This is a genomic window from Thermococcus sp. (assembly GCF_027012695.1).
Classification (GTDB): Archaea; Methanobacteriota_B; Thermococci; order Thermococcales; family Thermococcaceae; genus Thermococcus.
In genome coordinates this window covers 26,404-45,349 of record NZ_JALUYR010000146.1, presented here as the reverse complement: position 1 = coordinate 45,349, position 18,946 = coordinate 26,404, and the positions used below count along the sequence as shown (strand labels likewise).

The following is an 18,946-nucleotide window of genomic DNA, read 5'->3' as shown; positions in this document are numbered from 1 at the left end:
TAATAATCACCCACAACGTTTCGCCCGACACCCTCAACAGGGAAGGCTGTAAGGAATACGACGTGGCACCGCAGGTGGGCCATAAGTTCTGCAAGGACTTTCCGGGATTCATTCCAAGCCTTCTCGGGGACCTTCTGGAGGAGAGGCAGAAGATAAAGAGGAAGATGAAGGCAACTATAGACCCCGTTGAGAAGAAGCTCCTTGATTACAGGCAGCGGGCCATTAAAATCCTTGCAAATAGCTTCTACGGCTACTACGGCTACGCAAAGGCTCGCTGGTATTGCAGGGAGTGCGCCGAGAGCGTTACTGCCTGGGGCAGGGAGTACATAGAGACCACGATAAGAGAAATAGAGGAGAAATTTGGCTTTAAAGTATTGTATGCCGACAGCGTCACCGGTAATACTGAGGTCATCATCAGGAGAAACGGTAAAGTTGAGTTCCTTCCAATCGAAAAACTCTTCCAGCGCGTTGATTACAGGATTGGTGAAAAGGAGTACTGTACCCTTGAAGGCGTCGAGGCGCTGACGCTGGACAACCGAGGCAGGCTCGTGTGGAAGAGGGTTCCGTACATCATGAGGCACAGGACCGACAAAAAAATTTACCGCGTCTGGCTGACCAACAGTTGGTATCTGGATGTTACGGAGGATCACTCGCTCATTGGCTACCTAAATGGAGAATACTTGGGGATAAAACCCGTTGATATCCTCAAAACTCCAGACATGAAACTGATAACCATTACATCCCGCGATTTGCAGGAAGTCAGGCTCAGGAATCCATCGAGGATTGAAGAAATACACTATGACGGCTACGTTTATGACATCGAGGTTGAGGGGACCCACAGATTCTTCGCCAACGGGATACTCGTTCACAACACCGATGGCTTTTTTGCAACGATTCCAGGGGCAGATGCCGAAACGGTCAAAAAGAAGGCGATGGAGTTCCTCAAGTACATCAACTCCAAACTGCCCGGTCTGCTCGAACTCGAATATGAGGGATTCTACATTAGAGGCTTTTTCGTGACGAAGAAGAAGTACGCCCTGATAGATGAGGAGGGCAAGATAATCACAAGGGGCCTTGAAATCGTCAGGAGGGACTGGAGCCAGATAGCCAAGGAAACCCAGGCAAGAGTTCTGGAGGCCATACTCAAGCACGGTGATGTTGAAAAAGCTGTGAGGATAGTAAAAGAAGTAACGGAAGAGCTGAGCAAGTATGAGGTTCCGCCCGAAAAACTGGTTATATACGAGCAGATAACCCGCGATCTGAGGGACTACAAAGCCACCGGTCCCCACGTGGCAGTCGCCAAAAGGCTAGCCGCGAAGGGGGTCAAAATCCGTCCGGGGACGGTTATCAGCTACATCGTCCTGAAAGGCTCCGGCAGGATAGGGGATAGATCCATTCCCTTCAATGAGTTCGACCCAACGAAGCACCGCTATGATGCCGAGTATTACATCGAGAACCAGGTTCTGCCGGCAGTGGAGAGAATCCTCAAGGCCTTCGGCTACAAGAAGGAGGATTTGAAGTATCAGAAGACGAGACAGGTGGGGCTTGGCGCGTGGCTTAAAATGGGGAAGAAGTGAACGCCAAGCTCATTCGCTAGCTTTTTTCTATTTCCTCAAGCACTTCCAGAATCCCCCCGACACTCGGCACCTCAAAGCCCCGCTCGTGGATTCTCCTAACACCTTCCGCTTTTGGGTTTATCCAGACCGCCCAGAGGCCGGCCTTTAAAGCGCCTTCAAAGTCCTCCGCGTAGGTATCGCCAATGTGTATGGCCTCCTCAGGTCTCACGTTGAAGGCCTTCAGAGGCTTCTCGAACATCTCCCTCATGGGCTTGAACGCTTTAACCTCGTCCGCGAAGAAGGTCTTGTCGATGTGGTCCATAAGGCCAAACCTTTCAAGCAGAAGCCTCGTGTAAGAACCCGGCCAGAACATCACGTTGCCCGTGACGGTGACCTTTAAGTCTTTCCGCTTAACGCCTTCCAAAGCCTCCTTCGCTCCCGGCAGGACTATCTCGTCCCCGACCCGTAGAACTGCCCTCGCGGTGGCTCTCTTAACGAGCTCAACGTTTATTCCAAGGAGCTCCGCCAGAAGTTCCTGGCTCTCCTCCAGGGCCCTTTCCGGATTTCCTGTCCCCTTGGAGCGCATCCCTTTTATTCTCTCCCGTGCGAGGGAAACTCCCCCTGCCGTTTCTTCTTCCTCTATTCCGGTTACCTCCCCAAGGCCCTTTGAGAGGAAGGAGAGCATGACCCCTATGTCGAGGAGCGTGTTCCAGACGTCAAATGAAACCAGCTTCACCCTCACCTCTCCCACCCCGCGAGGTGCTGGAGGGATTCCATAAGCTTTGCCTCCCGCAGAACGGCCTTAAGGTTTCTAAACCTAGAGCGCATGACGAAGAGCTCGTAGAACCCCTCAAGATTTCCCCAGTGCCCATAGGCTGAGAGAGCTAAATACATAACCTCCTTCGGCTTGAGCTTTCTTCCAAGGCTCTCGTTGAGGGCTTTGAGACCGGGCTTTATCTTATCAAGGAGGCCTCCCCTCGCTATGAGATGGAGCATCAAATCCTCAACTGTCGGCTTCTTCCAGTCTATGAGCTCGTCCTTGAAGGGCAGGCCGATTATGAGAGGGACCACCTCCGTTTCACCGACGCGGTAGCCGAACTTCGTTTTCTCGTGCCGGAATCCGGAGAGCTTTCCGGTTATCGAGGCGAGGGCATTTTCCCTGCTCTCGTCAACATCAACGGCAACACCGAGCCTTTCAACTGCGAATCCAAAGACGTCCATAGCCTTAAGGAAGTTTCCGAGGTTTCTAATAACCCCTGAGTTCCCCTCGCTTGGGATAACAGCCAAGTAGTGGCCGTCACTTTCTCTCTTTAGGAGGTCGAAGTTGTCGCGCTCAAAAACGCTCTCTATGAACCTTAAACTCCCAGGGGCTTTTCTGCTCTCCTTGAACTCGAAGAGCTTTTTGAAAACCGCTTTGAAGAACTTCGCGTCGGTTTTCCCCTCCACGAAGAGCACCGATGTTCTCGCCTCCTCCTGAGAAAACCCACCTCTGACGTCGAAGTCGAGGTACTTCCTCAGCTCATAGACTTCCTTGAGAGTTAGGGTCTTTCCGGTGTCGGAATAAACCAGGGTGTTCTCCTCGCCTTTTCGGAATCTCCGGGCGATTAAATCAATCAGCTCGAGGCTTGAAGTTACGACCGTCTCCTTTCCCTCCAGGGACTCCGCTAGCCCCAGCAGCTCATCGCGGTTCTTGCCATACTCCGGGAAAAGAAGGGCTCCCTCCTTAGCGAAGGCCTCCCATCTCCGGCCGGTTACCAGCTCCATTCATCTCACCATGTCCACAGCTATCGCCCCTATTACCGCGAAGGTGCTCGTTATGACCATAGCGTTCACGTACTGGAGGGGAGTGAAGTCCGCAACGTTGTTTATGCCGTAGATCTGACCTCCTCCCCGCCGTGAACGGCGAGGGTTCCAACGAATGCTTCACTAAAGCCCAAATCAAAGTGGGCTTTCAGCCCCTCAGGGAGGGCCTTCCCCCCCGTTACCCCTCCTCTGAGCGTAAAGACCGCTCAGACTCGGGGTTATGGTTTTTACGGCCTTCTTTAAAATATTAAAAGCACCAACTAAATCCGCATTGAAGATAATCCCCGTTGCGGGACACTTAAATAACCCACGAACGAAGCGAGCCCCATAGTGAGGCTTCCCGCAGACAGGGCAGGTTTTAGACGTGAAAGCCTCGTCAACGACTTCAACGAGGATACCATACTCTTCAGCAACTTCCTTGAGACGTTTAATAATGTAATTAAACCTCCAAACGTGGGAAAGAATGAAATTCTGCCTCGCTCCCCTATCGGAATTCCTACTGATGCCCTCGGGATAGCCGACTACAATTCTCGAAACTCCCAGGTGATACAGTCTTTCGAGGGTTTGTCTTACCGCCGTGTTAATGTAGTGTCTCGCTTGTAGTTTAGCCTTCTCGTGCAGTTTTCTGAGTTTCCTACTCGTTTTAACACCACTCTTGTTGAGTTTGGACTGGTACTCCGCAATCCTCTTCCGCCAGTAAAAGGCAATGGCTTTTAACGGTCTCCCGTTCACGAGGAGGCTTTCTTCATTCCCGACATAGATAGCCATTGGGTTGTTTACTCCCAAGTCTATCCCGGCTGAAAGGTTTTCCAAGAGTTGTTTTGGAACGCTCACCCACTCGCCCTTGATTAGTTTCTCATTCACCGTGAAGCTAACGTGACCATACCATTTCCGCTTAATGGGGTCATAAGTGATTTCTAACCTCCCCTGCTTCCCCGTCAAGTGTATTCTGCCTTTAAACTGGATTTCCAAGCGTTTGAACTTGCCACGGCCTTTTAGAATGAGCGTATTCCCCTCAATCTTGTACTGGTCGTTTCTGAGGACGATTAATGGTTTTCTCATCCCGTCTTTTTTGAGATAGTGTGGTGGTTTTGGTTTGAGCCATTCTGGCATTTCACCATTCCGCTTACTCCTTAAGAGGGAGAAGAATGATCGCCAGGCTTCGGCGTTCTTTCTGGCTATTTGTTGAACGGTTGCCGAGCCGATTTCCTTTTTGAATTCCCTGTAAACTATCTTTTCAGTCTTGTTGAAGTCTATTGGTTTGTCTTCAAAAAATTCTTGTCGTCTTAGATACTTCACTCGATTCCAGATTTTGGCTCCGGTATCGGCTAACTGGACGAGTGTTTTTTCTTGTTCTTTACTGGGTTGAAGTAACATCATCTCTTCTTCGCGCTCAGGTTCGGGGTTCATCATCCCGTCAGCATTGGATTCACTCATCATCGCGTCCCACCCTTCCCGGGAAAAGTTATAAAGTTTCGGTCCAATTCTAAAGCGGTGATTAACGATGAGAAAGGTTCTGGCGCTGGTACTGGGTTTCTTCCTGACAGGACTTCTACTGGCCCCCTATGGAGCAGCCCTTCCCCCTATCAACTCGGCCAACACCATCATAGTTCTTCCCACGACAAAGATAGTTAATGGCACCCCCCTCCACATCGGGGAGGACGCTATAACCGGTTCCAGGCTCGGTGCCTTCCTGGTTCTTCAGGGAATCACAACCGGCACCTACACCTCGAAGGTCTCGGTCCCCGTGGAGTACCACAGCGTTCCAGTAGCGGACGAGAACCAGACCTACAGGCTCAACAGGAGGGACATGCCTGACGTGGGGATAAACGTCAGCGATGAGCCAGTTGGAAGGGCCATCGTCATCCAGGTCAACTTCTCTCGCGTTTACTTCAACTCGACCAAGAGGGCCGCTGAGTTCCTGGACAGGAGCGTTGAGATAATCTTCAACGAAAACACCACCCCCCTGGACATCGGCGGTGACTACAAGGTGGTTTCAACCATCGTTGACGGGAAGGATACGATGTACTTCTACTCCTACACCGAGGTTAAGGACGCCTCGGGCGCGATCGGGGACACGCTCACCGTCGGGGACTGGGCCATCGAGTTCCAGGACATCAACCTAAACCAGAGGGAGATGCTCGTTGACATCCACTACCCGAGCGGCGAGCTAAGACAGAAGCTGATGGAGGAAGGGCGTTACTATATTATGTACGTTGACTCCAGGGGTAACGAGGACTTTGAGCCCTTTGACAGCTACCCCGAGACCAGGATACGGGAGCTCCTTGAGACGGGAGTCAAGAACCTCTTCGTATTCACCCCCAAGGACTTTTTCGTGGGCATCGGAGGAACCCGTTCTGTGATATACGATTACTGGTATTACGAGAAGGTCAGACAGTACCAGGACGGCGAGGTTTACAGGGGCCAGTGGGTGTGGGACATTGACCCCGCGGAGAACCTTTTCATCCTCTACCTCCACGTCAACACCAGTGCCGGCTTCCACAGGGTGTTCGTTGGGGCAGGCAAGAGACTGGAGCTTCCAACGGACTGGGGACTGGCCCTTGAGCCCCTCTTCATCAGGAACAAGGACGGGAAGATCACGGGTGTGAAAGCATACAGGTTTGTCCGCACAGTGATGATATCAAAGGTCGTTTCGATAACGGCCCCAAGGGTTCAGGCCACCGACGACGTCTACTCTTTCATAATCAACGATACCGCCCTCAAATCCATTCCGGCCAACAGGAACGTCATCATCGTAGGAGGATGGATCAGCAACAGGGCCTGGGACCTACTCGAAAAGGTATACGGGGAGAAGACGGTGGAGAACATCAAGAAGGAGGTAATGAGCAGGGGCTACGTCGTCAAGATTCTCGACAACCCATCGAATCCCAGGTACAAGGTCATTATACTGGCAGGAAAAACCTACTCCGAGACGAGGAAAGCAGTTGACGAGTTCATGAAGAGTCTGTGAGGCTTATTTTATCCCCTTTGGTTTTTAGCCTCTTATTGAACCCCTTATTGGATTCGCCGTAGGTTTTCTGTGGATTTGATAAGCTTTTCGGTTAACCTTATATACTCGATGGACATCTAAACGTTCATGTCGCTGCAGAACTATCGGGGCTTCGGCAGGGACGCATGGCTTCTCGTTGCCTATTCCTTCGTCTCCTGGCTCGGGGGCAACATAGCCTGGTTCATCTTCCCCTTCTACCTCAAATCCCTGGGCTACAGCTACTCCGGCATTGGAACCGTCTTCTCGCTCTCAACGCTTGCCCAGGCCTCGGTTCTGCTCTTCTCAGGCCCGCTGGGGGCCAGGCTCGGCTATAAACGGGCTGTCCTCCTCGGCGTTTCCCTCATCTTCCTCGGCAGGCTCATCCAGGTTCTATACCCCCAGCTGGTCTTTCTCGCCCTCGGCGGCGTCCTTCTCGGAATAGGGATGGCCTTCGAGGGACCCTCTTTTATGGCCCTCCTCAGCGGGGAGGTGAGCGATGATAGGAGACACTACCTCTTCAGCCTCTCCTCTGCTGTTGGGACAATCGGTTCCGCCGTGGGATTGGTCCTTGCGGGCTTTCTCCCCCGGTATCTGACCTACCGCGAGGTTTTCGCCCTCGTCCTCTTGATAATCCCGGTGAGGCTCCTCCTGGTGGCCCTGGTTAAGTCAGTGCTTGCCGACTCGGAGAAGTTCCCGAGAATCGACCGCGGACTCATCGTGAGGATAGGCCGCTTCGCCCTTCCGAGTGTTCTCATCGGCCTTGGCGCTGGAATTGCCATCCCCTACGTCGGCCTCTGGTTCAATCAGCGCTTTGGCACGAGCCTCGAAAGCATAGGCTGGCTCTTCGCGGTTCAGCAGTTCATAATGGGCCTCGGAACCTTCCTCCTTCCAGCCATAGCGGACAGGTTGGGAAGCGTTAAGACGATAGTGTCCTTCAACGGGAGCGCGAGCCTGCTCATAGCGGCTATGCCCTTCTCGCCTACCTTCTACATCGCGGCTCTGATTTACACGGTGAGGACGATACTGATGAACATCGTGAACCCGATATGGAACTCCTTCATGATGGGCTTCTTTGAGAAGGAGGAGCGTTCGACGGCGATGGCCCTCAACAGCCTCTCCTGGACGGCCACCTTTGGCCTCGGCCAGTACCTTGGGGGAAGACTCTTCGACGTCTCGCTAACGTGGCCCTTCCTGATAACGGCCCTGCTCTATGCCCTGTCGATGGCCGTCTTCTGGGCCTTCTTTGGGGGGACAAAAGGTTATAAGTTGTTCCGGGCTTAAGGGTTCTCCGGTGAGAGGATTCTGGGGTGATGCTCATGGTCGTCAAGGACTGTCCCGAGTGCCACGGAACCGGGAAGGTTAAGGTGGGGGAGAAGGAGTGCCCCGTCTGCGAGGGCTGGGGCTACGTTCCCGCTGATTTCAAGGTAGGGGACAAGCTGAAGGGCTACCGAAACCTGGATCACCTGGGCGTTGAGGACGAGGTCGATGAAATCCCCTGTCCTGAGTGTCACGGCAGGGGGACCGTTCCGGTTTACGACACCTGTCCGACCTGCGCTGGGACCGGTCGCGTCCTGGCCTGTGACATCTGCGGCCGCATCAAGGAACCCTGGGAACCGGGTATGGAAACGACGTGGGTCTGCCCGGACTGCCTCAGGAAGTACAAGGTCGTCTACGTTCTCGACAAGACCTGCGACTACGAGGACGTTGAGATAGGGAGCATCTACAAGGGTACAATCGATAGGGTGGAGCGCTTTGGAGTTTTCGTCAGGCTCAACCCGCACGTTACCGGTCTGATAAAGCGGAAGGACCTCCTGGGAGGAAGGGAGTACAGGCCGGGGGATGAGATACTCGTTCAGGTTCTCGACGTGAGGCCGGACAAGCGCGAGATAGACCTCATAGAATCGGCCCTCAGACACTACAAGGAGGTCGTGGTGAAGAAGGAACTCCCCGTGACCCTCATAAAGGATCTGAGCGAGGACATGGCGGGCAAAACGATCAGATTGCGCGGTAAGGTGACGCAGATACAGGTCACCGGCGGTCCGACGGTCTTCACGATAACCGATGGAACCGGGATCACATGGGTTGCCGCGTTTGAGGCCCCTGGAGTAAGGGCCTATCCCAACATACAGGTGGGAGACATCGTTGAGGTCATAGGCAAGGTCGCCTTCCACTCCGGCGAGATCCAGATCGAGGCAAGCGACATGACAAGGCTCTGGGGACCGGAGGCTGCCGAGGTTAAGAGGAGGATAGAGGAGGAGCTCGACAGGAGGGCGCAGCCTAAAGATGTTGGCTTCCTCGTTGAGAGCGAGGTCCTAGAGAAGCTGAAGCCGAAGATAATGAAGGCTGCATTCATGATAAGGCGCGCGATATACGAGGGCAGGCCCATACTCCTCAGGCACCACTCGGATGCGGATGGCTACACCTCCGGTTTAGCCCTTGAGTACGCCATCGTGCCCCTGATAGAGGGCATCTCCCCCGATCCCCAGGCCAGGTGGAAGCTCTTCAAGAGGAGGCCGAGCAGGGCGCCCTTCTACGAGCTTGAGGATGTCCTCAAGGACATAATCTTCATGGTCGAGGATCACGAGAAGTACGGAGACCCGCTGCCTCTGGTGGTTATAGTGGATAACGGCGGGACGAGCGAGGACATCCCGGCCTACAAGCGCATTAAAGCTTATGGCGTTCCAATTGTGGTGATAGACCACCACGATCCAAGGGAGTGGATTAGTGAGGATAAAGCTAAGGTCGACGACTACGTAGATGTGCACGTCAACCCGCACCACGTCAAGCGCGGCTACTACGAGCTCACCGCTGGAATGCTCGCGACCGAGGTGGCGCGCTTCATAAACCCCGAGGTGGAGGACAAAATCAAGCACCTCCCTGCAATAGCCGGAACCGGCGACAGGAGCAAGGCTCCAGAGTTCCAGCAGTACCTTGAGATAGCGAAGAAGTCCAAGGGCCTGACCGAGGAGGACCTCAAGAAGATAGCCGAGGTGATAGATCACGAGGCCTTCTACTGGAAGTTCATGGACGGGCACGGCATCATCGACGAGATACTCCTCCTCACGGGCAACCTCCAGAGACACCGCGAGCTTATCAACGCGGTCTACCCGGAGGTCAGGGAGAAGCAGGAGAAGGCTTTGAGGGCCTCGCTACCGCACGTCAAGAGCGTAGTCCTGCCCAACGGCATAAGGTTCAACACGATAGACATAGAGCTGTTCGCCCCGAAGTTCAGCTATCCGAGTCCGGGCAAGTTGAGCGGACTCATCCACGACCACTTCAAGGAGAAGTACGGCGAGGACGCGCCCATCTTAACGCTCGCCTACGGCCCGGACTTCGCCGTTGTGAGGGCCAGCGAGGGCATGGCAGCCTACGGCTTCGACCTCAACGAGATAATTCCAAAGCTCCAGGAGGCCCTTCCGAGTGCCGGAATAGAGGGCGGCGGCCACAGCTACGCGGGCTCGATTAAGTTCTTCGAGGGCATGAGGAAGGAGGTTCTGGAGGAGTTTGCCAAACAGGTCGTAAAATTGAGGAGGGCATAACCCCCAACCTTTTTAACCCCCCGTGAGAAACCTCCAGCGGAGGAATGAGAATGAAAGTTGTTCTTGAAGTGACCTTTAGAATGGGCGGCGTTACCTACCGCGGCTATAGATGGGAGGACGATGCGCTGGTTTTTGAGTTCGAGAGGCTTGGGGATGCCTTTATACAGGCTCTGAGCAACCACCGGGTTGAGGCGGAGGTTGATAGACCGCCCTCAAAGGTTCTCGTCGAGCTAAAAACAAAGGATGGGGGAAAGGTCTTCGAAGCCTTCGAACGGGATGGGATTTACCTTGCGGCCGAGCCCTAAGATCCGTCCCTCCGGAGCAGCGCCACAGAAGTTGCCAGGAGCGCCATGATGGCCGGACCGCAGACGCTTTTCCCCTTTTTCCGCCCAGGTTTCGGGGTTCTTTCTGTGGAAGTTTTCTGATAACCGGTGGTTTCGTTCGAAACCGTCTGAACCGGCTGGAGGGTTACGTTCAGCCACCGGGAGTCTCCCGGGTCCAGGTTTATCCTGGTGGAATAGTTCGCGTATCCCTCCCTCGTGAGCGTTATCCTGTACTCCCCGGGTGGCAGGGTTATGTTTCCGGGTGTTAGTCCCCAGGCGGATCCGTTCACCCAGATTATCGCCCGTGGACTGCTCTCAACAAGGAGGTTTCCCGGCCGGGGCTTGAGTACGATCTTTCTGGTTACGTACTGACCGGGCATTAGAATGACCTCTCCAGAGTAGGGGAGGTATCCCTTCCTCCGGACCGTTATGTTGCACCTGCAGGGAGACAGTATCATCCTGATGGAGCCGTTGGTGCTGTTGAGATCGTAAAACCTTCCCCCTATCGTGAGGTTTGCGTCCCCGGGAACCACGCTCAGATCGAGGAACCCGACGTATTCCAGGTTCCGGTGATGAGCTGCGTTGGGCTTAACCTCAATTTTCTCCGTGTAGGGAATGAAACCGGGTCTCCTGACGGTTAGGGTGTGGTTTCCCGCGGGGAGGACGTACCACTCGTCAGGACTAATCTCCCTTCCGTCCAGGTATATCCTCAGGGGATTTATATCAATAAACCCCTTTCCTAGGTACACCTTCAGCTCCCCTACCGGTCGGGGCTTTTTGAGGTAGATTATCTTCGGAAAGGCGCTCCGGCGAAGCAGTTTCAGACTGACGGACTTCGGTCTGACATCAACGAGTCGTATCCCGTAGGATAGGTCCCTCCGAACGATGTCACTCGCATCATCAAGGGAGACGTTCCAGGGATGGAGTTTGATGGTAACGTTGCCCCCGTAGAGATAGTACTCCTTCAGCACGCTCAGATTGTCTAGTCTCTCATAGGGCACGTCAACGGCAACCATCGAATTGGAATAGACGCGGAAATTTCTGTCCGAGAACCTTCTCGCCTGGAGGAGGACCGTTAGGGATTCTTTCCTGAAAACCGCGGTGAGGGGATAGGTGAGGTAGTAGTAGGCCCCCGCGGGATAGGGGACGCCGATGAGTTCTCCCCTGATGGAATCCCTTCCAAACCTTCCAACCATAACCATCGGATACCGCAGGTTAACGCTCGAAAGGATGAGATCTCCTCTTCTCCTGAAGATCCAGGCGGGACTCCCAAGTTCAATGGGACTCGAGTTGAGGGTCGTCGTTTCAAAACGATACTCCACGGGCTTCAGATCCCGGTCAAATTCTGCCCGCCAGATCCCGGAGTTTACGACGATCGTCTTCGTGGGGTGGAATTCCTCCACCACAAAGGTTCCGCTCACGTTGACCCGATTCCCCTCCAGAACCGCGTGGAGGCCGTTGAGTTCAAGTCTTTTGACGGGTTTTTCGTTTTTTGAGACAGTGAATGCCCTTGACGAGATAACCCTGAACTCCCTGTCAAGTCTGAGGAGGAAGAGTTTCTCCTGGGAGTCGCCCATACTCCACGTGCTGCCGACCACGAGGTACGTCCCGTCTTCAGGCAGCAATACGGTGGAAACGCCGTCCGCGTTGATTCCACCTATCCCGATCATTCTCTCGATATCCTTCTTTTCCGGATCGAAAACTGCCAGAAACCCATCGGAACCGGAGTAGAAGCAGCCATCTCCCACCAAGAGGATCTTTCCGGTACGACTGTCGGGGATTATCCTGAAAACTGAGCTGGAGTATTTTGTCAGGTAGGCCCTCGTCCAGACAACGTTCAGTCTATCGTCCACAAAGGAGATCCAGAAACCCCCTCCAGGCTTTTCGGTGTCCCCGGGATGGAGAGTGCCCGCAATGAGGAAACCGTTACCGTACCGGACGAGGGTGATTGGAGTTATGTAGTGGTTCCCACCGACCTCTCTGTACGAAGCCATCGGGGTCAGATCCAGCCTATCGTCTATCATAGCCAGCAGGTGCGCTGTTTCTCCCCCCTCGTTTTGCGCCTCCATGAGCAGGTAGATGGAATCGCCCTCCACCATGGTCCCGGTTATGAGGATTTCTTTTCCCACCGCGTATCCAACCACCCTAACATCCCGGTGCAGGCTACCGCCGGAAACGAGCCCGCTGAATACCACGAGCAGGATTACCATCACGGACACGGAGCGCACTGGCCTCATTACTCATCACCGTTGTTTCTATGGGTTCCCCTCGTCCATTAGGGTTTTAAACCTTCCGGAGAGGATTGTTTGGTGATGTCCGTGTACCTGGCCGAGTTCAAGCTCCGGTTCGGGGATAGAACCTGGTACGTCAGGAGGATCGTTGAGGCCTCCAGCATGGAAGAGGCCGAGGGGAAAGCCAGACGCTACGCCGAGCTCATGAACAGGGGAGAGGTCAGGTGGGAACTGAAGTACGTGATGGAGTCAAAAAGACCCCTCATTATCGGAAACGAGGAGCTCGAAAAACTCTCAGCGTGACCTCTCGCAGGCGAGGCTCTTTTCCATTATCTCCCTCACTTCTTCAACCTTTTGCGTGTGACCGAGGGCGTACATGAGCTTCGTGAGGGTCGCTTCCTTCGTCATGTCTCCCGCGGGGATGACTCCAGCCTCGAGCGCCCTCCTTCCGACCTCGTAGCGGGTCAAATCAACGCCGCCGTAGAGGGCCTGGGTCGTCATCACTACGGGCTTCTCCGGGGCGACCTTCGAAACCGCCTTGAGGAGGTTTCTCCCGCGGTAGGGTATTCCACCCGCGCCGTAGCCCTCGAGTACCACCCCATGGGTCCTTTCGGCCACCGCCAGGAAGACCTCTGGTGAAAGGCCCGGGGTCAGGCGGATGTGGGCAACGTCCGGGTCTATCAGCGGGTCGAAGAGAGGCTCTCCACCGTGGCAGGGGCGGTGCATTACCACGAGGGAATCCCCCCGAATGTAGGCAACATCGGGGTAGTTTATGCTCTGGAAAGCGTTTAATCCCAGGGAGTGGACCTTTGAAACCCTCGTCCCGAGCATCACCTTGTTCCTGAAGGCAACGTAGATCCCCGGGATCCCCCTGGAGGCGAAGGTTATGGCGGTCCTGAGGTTCCCTGGCGCGTCGCTCCCGGGTTCGGTTATGGGGAGCATTGATCCGGTAAGAACGACCGGAACCGGCGGGTTCCTCACGATGAAGCTCAGGGCGGAGGAGGTGTAGGCTAAAGTGTCAGTCCCGTGGGTTATCACTATTCCGTCGTATTCCTCCAACGACTCCCAAAGGGCCTTCCCGATCGTGATCCAGTCCTCGGGCTGTATTAGAGTGCTGTCCAGTCTCATGAGGTCCCACGAGTCGATGCTTACGCCATCGTTCTTCTCTATCCCCGCTAACTCGAGGAGTTCGTCAACTCCGAGGCCGGCCTTGTAGCCCCTTTCCGTTTTGGTGCTCGCTATCGTTCCGCCGGTGCCTATGATGAGAATCCTCACGTCACCACCATTCTCCATACTCGGGCTGCTTTTTAGTCTTTCCGACAATTTTGGCCCGAATTCCGGGAAAAAACCTGGACGATGTTCAATCCTCAAGCCCCAATCGGATCATCATGACAAAGGCCAAGAGGTTCATCGCCGCGGAATAGAGGAAGGCCGCCTCGAGGGAGCGAACCTGCCATAGCCAGCCCGCTATGACCGAGGCGGGAAAAACGAAGACACCGAAAACCGTGTGGTAGGCACCTATTACCTTTCCCCTCTCGTGCTTTCCTGCCAGGTCGGCCATGTAAGCCCTGGGGACCGTGTCCTCAATGGCCGTATAGAAACCATACAGGAGGAAGGCTAGGAGGAGCGTTCCGAAGTCCCGGGCGTAGGCGAACGCAAGGGAAGAGGCCGATGCCATGAGAAAACCGATGGTCATCAGCCTTCTCTTCCCAAAACCGTCCGAGTAAATCCCGATGGGGTAGGACGCGAGGGCGTAGACGAGGTTGAAGATGAAATAAAAGGCTATGCCCTGAACCACGGTGTAGCCGAGTTCCCCCGCCTTCCACAGTGTGAAGGCGTAGCTGTACCTTCCCAGAGCACCGATCGCCACCACCACGAGAAAGAGCTGGAGCCTCCTGTCTTTAAGGGCTGAGACGCTCTCGATCTTCTTCCTCACTTCCCCTCCCCTGTCCTTCACGAAGAGGGTTATCACTAGGAGCGAGAGCAGACCCGGGATCATCGCCAGGAGAAAAACGCGACGGTACATCGTCTCCTCCGGGAGCCCCCTGAGGATTTCGATGAGCGCTATCGCGAGGAGCGGCCCTGCAACGGCCCCCAGCGTGTCCATCATCCTGTGAAATCCGAAGGACCTGCCCGTCTTTCCTCCCTCGCTTGACTCGGCTATGAGCGCGTCGCGGGGAGCGGTTCTTATCCCCTTGCCCATCCGGTCCAGGGCCCTCAGGAGCAGGAAGTCCCACCACTGGCGGGTGAAGGCCAGAGCACCCCTGGAGAGGGTGGAGAGGGCATACCCGAGGAGGATGAAAGACTTGCGATTTCTAAAGCGGTCACTGACGTAACCGAAGACAACCTTGAAGAGCGAGCTCAGACTCTCTATCGCGCCCATCACGGAGCCGCCGAGAAGTTTCCCGGCACCGAGAACGTCAATGAGATAACCGGGTATCACGGGGGCTATCATCTCGCTGCTCATGTCGTTGAGCAGGCTGACCATCCCGAGGAGAAGGACGTTCCGGTCCACACCGAGGGGTTTTCTACGGTTTTTCTCTCCCTTCAAGTTTCCCACCCTACCCATCCCGCTCGAGTACGTGCCTCTCCGGGACGTAGCAGTGGAAAACGCCCTCAAAGACCGGTTCTCCGTCCCTGAAGACCTCGGCCTCCACCACCTTCTTCCTGCCAAGGTCGTCCACAATCCGTGCCCTTGCCACCAGCCTGTCGCCGGCCTTCACCGGCTTTAAAAACCGCACCTCCGCTTTTCCCAGGACTACTGTGGGTTCGTTAACCGCGAGCATCGCCGCGTAATCGGCCAACCCGAAGGTAAAACCCCCGTGGACGAGGCCGTGTTCGTCGACGGCCATCTCCTCCGTCGTTAAAAGCTCGGCTTCCGCGTAGCCTGGTTCTACTTTCAGGGGCCTGCCCACGAGTCTCTCGCTCGCCAGTCCGTGGGTTCTGACCTCCATCCAACCACCACCTTTATTTAGGGGATCTGTTAAAAAAGCTTGATGGCAATGCACCCGCTTGAGGAGGCAGTTCGGGTTAAGGGCTCGGGGGAGTTTACGAGGAGTGAGCTTGTCGGGATCCTCTCCTTCAGGCTGGGGAGGATGTCCCCCTCCGAGGCGAGGAGATCAATCGAGGAGTGGATAGCAGAGGGGCTTCTCGAGGAAAGGGACGGACTGCTCGTCGTGAGGATGGAGGCCCTGGAGGAGGAGCGAAAGAATGAAAAACTCCTGGGGGAGATGATCTCCCACATAGCCCGGGCCCTGGGATGGACGGAGCTTGAGGTCCTCGAGGGCGTAAAGGCCCTCCGTGAGCGCTACGGTGACCTGGACGAGAGGATTCTGGCGTACCTCTTCGGTCTTGAGAAGGGTGTTGATATGTCCCGGTTCCGGAACCGGCTCGAGGTTTAAGGTTATTAACCCCCCGTCCAATTCGAATTTGGTGATGACCGTGCCCGAGGAGGCTTTGATAGTTGTTGACATGCAGCGTGATTTCATGCCCGGGGGAGCACTCCCTGTTCCGGACGGGGACAAAATAATTCCCAGATGCAACGAGTACATCGAGGAGTTCAGGAAGAGAGGAGCACTGATAGTGGCGACCCGCGACTGGCATCCGCCGGACCACATCAGCTTCAAGGAGCGAGGTGGCCCCTGGCCGGCTCACTGCGTCCAGAACACGCCGGGAGCGGAGTTCGTTGTCGAGCTCCCGGCCGATGCGGTGATAATCTCCAAGGCCACCGAGCCCGATAAGGAGGCCTACTCCGGCTTTGAGGGAACTGACTTGGAGGAAATCCTCAGGAAAAACGGGGTGAAGAGGGTCTACATCTGCGGCGTGGCAACCGAGTACTGCGTGAAGGCCACCGCCCTGGACGCGGTTAAGCACGGCTTTGAGACATACCTCCTGAGCGACGCGGTGAAGGGAATTACGCCTGAGGACGAGGAGCGTGCCCTTGAGGAGATGAAGTCCGCTGGAGTGAGGATTCTCTAGATACCCTTTTCTTCCATTCCTTCAGCAGGACGAGGAGCAGGTTGAGGACTATCGGGCCGATTATGAGGCCCTTAACTCCCATTGCCCACGTCCCACCGATCATTCCTATGAACACGAGCGTCTCGTCGAGCTCCGTGTCCCGCGCCACCATCATAGGCCTTATCGTGTAGTCGGGCATTGGAGAAACCAGGAAGAAGCCGTAGAGCGCTATGCCTATGGCGTGCAGGTATGAACCGTTCATGGCGAAATAGGCAGCCGCGATGAGCCATATCATCCAGCCCTCGAAGAGCGGAATGAAGCTGAAGATGAAGGTCAGGAAGCCGGCCACGATGGCGGTGTAGATATCGGAAACACGGAAGATGATGAAACCCAGGGTCATCAGCAGTCCCTTAATGACGTTGAGAACGAGCCAGGCCCTGACGAGGGCGCCGAGTGTTTTGTTGATGCTCGCCAGTATCTCCTCTCCGAGTTCACGGTTTTTCTCGGGGAGGGAGAGGACAATCTGCAGATATATCTCCCGTGAGTAGGCCAGAGTGTAGTAGAAGGCGAGAAGGAATATCAGGACCTGGAGGATGTACATGGGGAGCGAGAACGCACTCCGGGATATGTATTCCGAGAGCCTGGGGATGAGCTGATCGAGAAAGCGCTGGAGGAAGTTGAGCACCTCCGGTGGGAGAGGCTGTTCCAGGAGCCAGTCGAAGAACTGGACGACGTTTCGGTAAAGGGAGGACGCGACCTGAACCGAGATCATCGCGAGCTCGAAGGTGGCGATCCCGCCGATCCCCACCATGCCGATCGAGATTACGACCGCGGACCACCTCTCACCGATCCGCCCCGAGAGTCGCCTGTGCACGGGATAGAAGGCGTAGGCAAGGATAACGCCGAAGAATATGGGAGTTACCAGGGGTCTGACGGTCTCCCAGGCGAGGTACAGTATGGCCGCAACCACCGTTCCCCAGACTAACAGCTCCACCCTCATGGCCCTCGACAGGTTTATTAACTTCCCCCTTATAAACCCTGCAGGTGGGAGGATGGAGGATGAGCTAATTCAAAGGGCCCGTCGTTATATCGAGCTCGGCGATCGCTACCTCGGAGAAGGACTCCCGGAGAGGGCGTACGAATCGTACCTGGACGCGCTTCGCACCCTGGGGGCGCTCCTCATCTATCGCGATACCGGTCTCCTGCTTCCCACGAATCAGCTCATCGACATGCTGAGGAGCAGGTACCCGGAGATCTATGAGATCATCACCCGATACGAAAGAGGGAATCCCGAGAACGCGATGGCTTTGAGGAGGGAGCTTGAGAAACTCCGGGGGATGATGAGTTTGCCGAGTCCTGATGGGTGATGAGTTTCAGCGGCTGACCCCCTACAGGCACCTTCCCAGCGCATCGGCGAGCGTTCTGGCCAGTCCCTTGTTTCCATGGAGCTCGATTTTCATCGCCTTTTCTCCAGAGGATGAACGGAGGTGTATCGTCCATCCTCGGATCTCCATCCTGCAATCTCTCATCTCGACGAAGAACCCCCTCATGATCCCCCACTCCATCCAGAACCCGCTCACGTGGAGTTTGCCGTTCTCCCAGAACAGGTTCAGAAGCGGTGGTCGGTCGCGGGGTGTGACCTCCCCTTCTCCGCACAGAAACACCCTTCCCCGCGCGATACCCACAAAAACCGCCTCGCTCAGATCGTCAACGTACCTACCCAAAGCTTCATAAACGCTCCGTTCCAACGCCCATCACCGTTACGGTTACGGCGGGATGCTATATCGGTAATTGGTCGTTAACGGTGATTACCATGAGGATTGTTTCGGCCGACACTGGAGGTGCACTTTTGGATGAAAACTACGAACCTATGGGACTCATAGCGACTGCCGCGGTACTGGTTGAGAAACCCTACAGGACTGCAACGCTGAGCAGGGTAAAATATGCGGACCCCTTCAACTACGACATGAGCGGAAGGCAGGCCATTAAGGACGAGGCCCTCCTGGCGATCGAACTCGCGAGGGAGGTCAGGCCGGAAGTGATCCACCTCGACTCTACCATAGGTGGGATAGAGGTCAGGAAGCTCGACGAACCGACGATAGACGCTTTAACAATAACCGACCGCGGGAAGGAGGTCTGGAAGGATCTCGCGAAGGATCTCCAGCCCCTGGCAAAGAAGTTCTGGGAGGAAACGGGAATAGAGATAATAGCGATAGGCAAGTCGAGCGTTCCGGTGAGGATAGCCGAGATATACTCGGGGATATACACCGCTAAGTGGGCTATTGATCGCGCCAGGGAAGAGGAAAAGGTCATCGTTGGCCTTCCGAGGTATATGAGCGTCGAGATAAGACCCGGGAAGATCCGAGGAGAAAGCCTCGATCCAAGGGAGGGGGGTCTCTTCGGCGAGATTGAGGCTGAAACGGAAGGAATCGGCTGGGAGCTGTATCCGAACCCGCTCGTGAGGAGGTACATGGTGCTTGAAGTGTGGGAAGAATAGACCTTAAAGTCTCATTAATCGGTTTCCTTATGATCGAGATGTTTGAGGTTA

18 protein-coding genes and 2 pseudogenes are annotated in these 18,946 nt (G+C 55.2%); 10 read left to right on the top strand and 10 right to left on the bottom strand.

The window, feature by feature from the left end:
* A partial coding sequence (locus tag MV985_RS10145; protein WP_297465925.1) for a DNA polymerase domain-containing protein occupies positions 1–1,577 on the top strand: 1,577 nt, incomplete at its 5' end.
* 16 nt (positions 1,578–1,593) lie between these two features.
* On the opposite strand, the gene MV985_RS10140 is transcribed toward MV985_RS10145, so the two are convergent.
* The 4 genes and pseudogenes from MV985_RS10140 to MV985_RS10125 form a co-directional block, all read right to left on the bottom strand.
* Positions 1,594–2,292, bottom strand: coding sequence for an HAD family hydrolase (locus MV985_RS10140; RefSeq protein WP_297465952.1), 699 nt, complete (start codon positions 2,290–2,292; stop codon positions 1,594–1,596).
* 2 nt (positions 2,293–2,294) lie between these two features.
* Positions 2,295–3,320 carry a DUF3226 domain-containing protein gene (locus MV985_RS10135; protein WP_297465923.1) on the bottom strand — a complete coding sequence of 342 codons (1,026 nt, stop codon included), beginning with the start codon at positions 3,318–3,320 and terminating at the stop codon, positions 2,295–2,297.
* A pseudogene (locus MV985_RS10130) lies at positions 3,321–3,434 on the bottom strand (DUF2391 domain-containing protein); the annotation flags it as partial.
* Positions 3,422–4,739, bottom strand: a pseudogene (locus MV985_RS10125) (transposase). The pseudogenes MV985_RS10125 and MV985_RS10130, both read right to left, overlap by 13 nt.
* 124 nt (positions 4,740–4,863) lie before the next feature.
* Between MV985_RS10125 and MV985_RS10120 the strand changes: the two are divergent.
* The 4 genes from MV985_RS10120 to MV985_RS10105 all read left to right on the top strand — a co-directional run bounded on the left by MV985_RS10120 (position 4,864) and on the right by MV985_RS10105 (position 10,192).
* Positions 4,864–6,330 (top strand): S-layer protein, encoded by a 1,467-nt coding sequence (locus MV985_RS10120; protein ID WP_297465921.1) that lies wholly within the window; start codon positions 4,864–4,866, stop codon positions 6,328–6,330.
* Positions 6,331–6,456: 126 nt separating this feature from the next.
* Entirely contained in the window at positions 6,457–7,629 is a 1,173-nt protein-coding gene (locus MV985_RS10115) for an MFS transporter (protein ID WP_297465919.1), read from the top strand.
* A gap of 35 nt (positions 7,630–7,664) precedes the next feature.
* Positions 7,665–9,887: a DHH family phosphoesterase gene (locus MV985_RS10110; RefSeq protein WP_297465949.1), complete on the top strand. Its 2,223-nt coding sequence runs from the start codon at positions 7,665–7,667 to the stop codon at positions 9,885–9,887.
* 50 nt (positions 9,888–9,937) lie between these two features.
* Positions 9,938–10,192 carry a hypothetical protein gene (locus MV985_RS10105; RefSeq protein WP_297465947.1) on the top strand — a complete coding sequence of 85 codons (255 nt, stop codon included), beginning with the start codon at positions 9,938–9,940 and terminating at the stop codon, positions 10,190–10,192.
* Here MV985_RS10105 and MV985_RS10100 read toward each other — a convergent pair.
* Entirely contained in the window at positions 10,189–12,447 is a 2,259-nt protein-coding gene (locus tag MV985_RS10100) for a PEGA domain-containing protein (protein ID WP_297465916.1), read from the bottom strand. The genes MV985_RS10105 and MV985_RS10100 overlap by 4 nt on opposite strands.
* Positions 12,448–12,528: 81 nt before the next feature.
* Here MV985_RS10100 and MV985_RS10095 point away from each other — a divergent pair, with 81 nt between their 5' ends.
* Positions 12,529–12,744, top strand: a complete 216-nt coding sequence (locus tag MV985_RS10095; RefSeq protein ID WP_297465945.1) for a hypothetical protein — start codon at positions 12,529–12,531, stop codon at positions 12,742–12,744.
* Here the strand turns inward: MV985_RS10095 and MV985_RS10090 are convergent.
* The 3 genes from MV985_RS10090 to MV985_RS10080 form a co-directional block, all read right to left on the bottom strand.
* Positions 12,736–13,716, bottom strand: a complete 981-nt coding sequence (locus MV985_RS10090; RefSeq protein WP_297465913.1) for an asparaginase — start codon at positions 13,714–13,716, stop codon at positions 12,736–12,738. The two genes, MV985_RS10095 and MV985_RS10090, sit on opposite strands and share 9 nt — an antisense overlap.
* Positions 13,717–13,801: 85 nt before the next feature.
* On the bottom strand, positions 13,802–15,010 hold the full coding sequence (locus MV985_RS10085; protein WP_297465911.1) for an MFS transporter: 1,209 nt from the start codon (positions 15,008–15,010) through the stop codon (positions 13,802–13,804).
* Positions 15,003–15,395, bottom strand: a complete 393-nt coding sequence (locus tag MV985_RS10080; RefSeq protein ID WP_297465909.1) for a hotdog domain-containing protein — start codon at positions 15,393–15,395, stop codon at positions 15,003–15,005. The genes MV985_RS10085 and MV985_RS10080 overlap by 8 nt, the downstream gene beginning before the upstream one ends.
* Before the next feature lie 42 nt (positions 15,396–15,437).
* Between MV985_RS10080 and MV985_RS10075 the strand changes: the two genes are divergently transcribed.
* Together MV985_RS10075 and MV985_RS10070 are read left to right on the top strand one after the other, a co-directional pair.
* Entirely contained in the window at positions 15,438–15,842 is a 405-nt protein-coding gene (locus MV985_RS10075; RefSeq protein ID WP_366085433.1) for a DUF2240 family protein, read from the top strand.
* 40 nt (positions 15,843–15,882) lie between these two features.
* A complete protein-coding gene (locus MV985_RS10070; RefSeq protein ID WP_297465942.1) occupies positions 15,883–16,419 on the top strand; it encodes a nicotinamidase in 537 nt (178 codons plus the stop codon).
* On the opposite strand, the gene MV985_RS10065 is transcribed toward MV985_RS10070, so the two are convergent.
* The gene (locus tag MV985_RS10065; RefSeq protein ID WP_297465907.1) at positions 16,355–17,398 is read right to left on the bottom strand and encodes an AI-2E family transporter; all 1,044 of its coding nucleotides are present in this window, start codon (positions 17,396–17,398) and stop codon (positions 16,355–16,357) included. The two genes, MV985_RS10070 and MV985_RS10065, sit on opposite strands and share 65 nt — an antisense overlap.
* A gap of 52 nt (positions 17,399–17,450) precedes the next feature.
* Between MV985_RS10065 and MV985_RS10060 the strand changes: the two genes are divergently transcribed.
* Positions 17,451–17,765 carry a hypothetical protein gene (locus tag MV985_RS10060; RefSeq protein ID WP_297465905.1) on the top strand — a complete coding sequence of 105 codons (315 nt, stop codon included), beginning with the start codon at positions 17,451–17,453 and terminating at the stop codon, positions 17,763–17,765.
* A 21-nt stretch (positions 17,766–17,786) separates the two neighbouring features.
* Here the strand turns inward: MV985_RS10060 and MV985_RS10055 are convergent, their stop codons facing one another.
* On the bottom strand, positions 17,787–18,146 hold the full coding sequence (locus tag MV985_RS10055; protein WP_297465903.1) for a hypothetical protein: 360 nt from the start codon (positions 18,144–18,146) through the stop codon (positions 17,787–17,789).
* A 65-nt stretch (positions 18,147–18,211) separates the two neighbouring features.
* On the opposite strand from MV985_RS10055, the gene MV985_RS10050 reads away from it, so the two are divergent.
* Positions 18,212–18,895, top strand: coding sequence for a DUF4152 family protein (locus tag MV985_RS10050; RefSeq protein WP_297465900.1), 684 nt, complete (start codon positions 18,212–18,214; stop codon positions 18,893–18,895).
* Positions 18,896–18,946 lie beyond the last annotated feature (51 nt).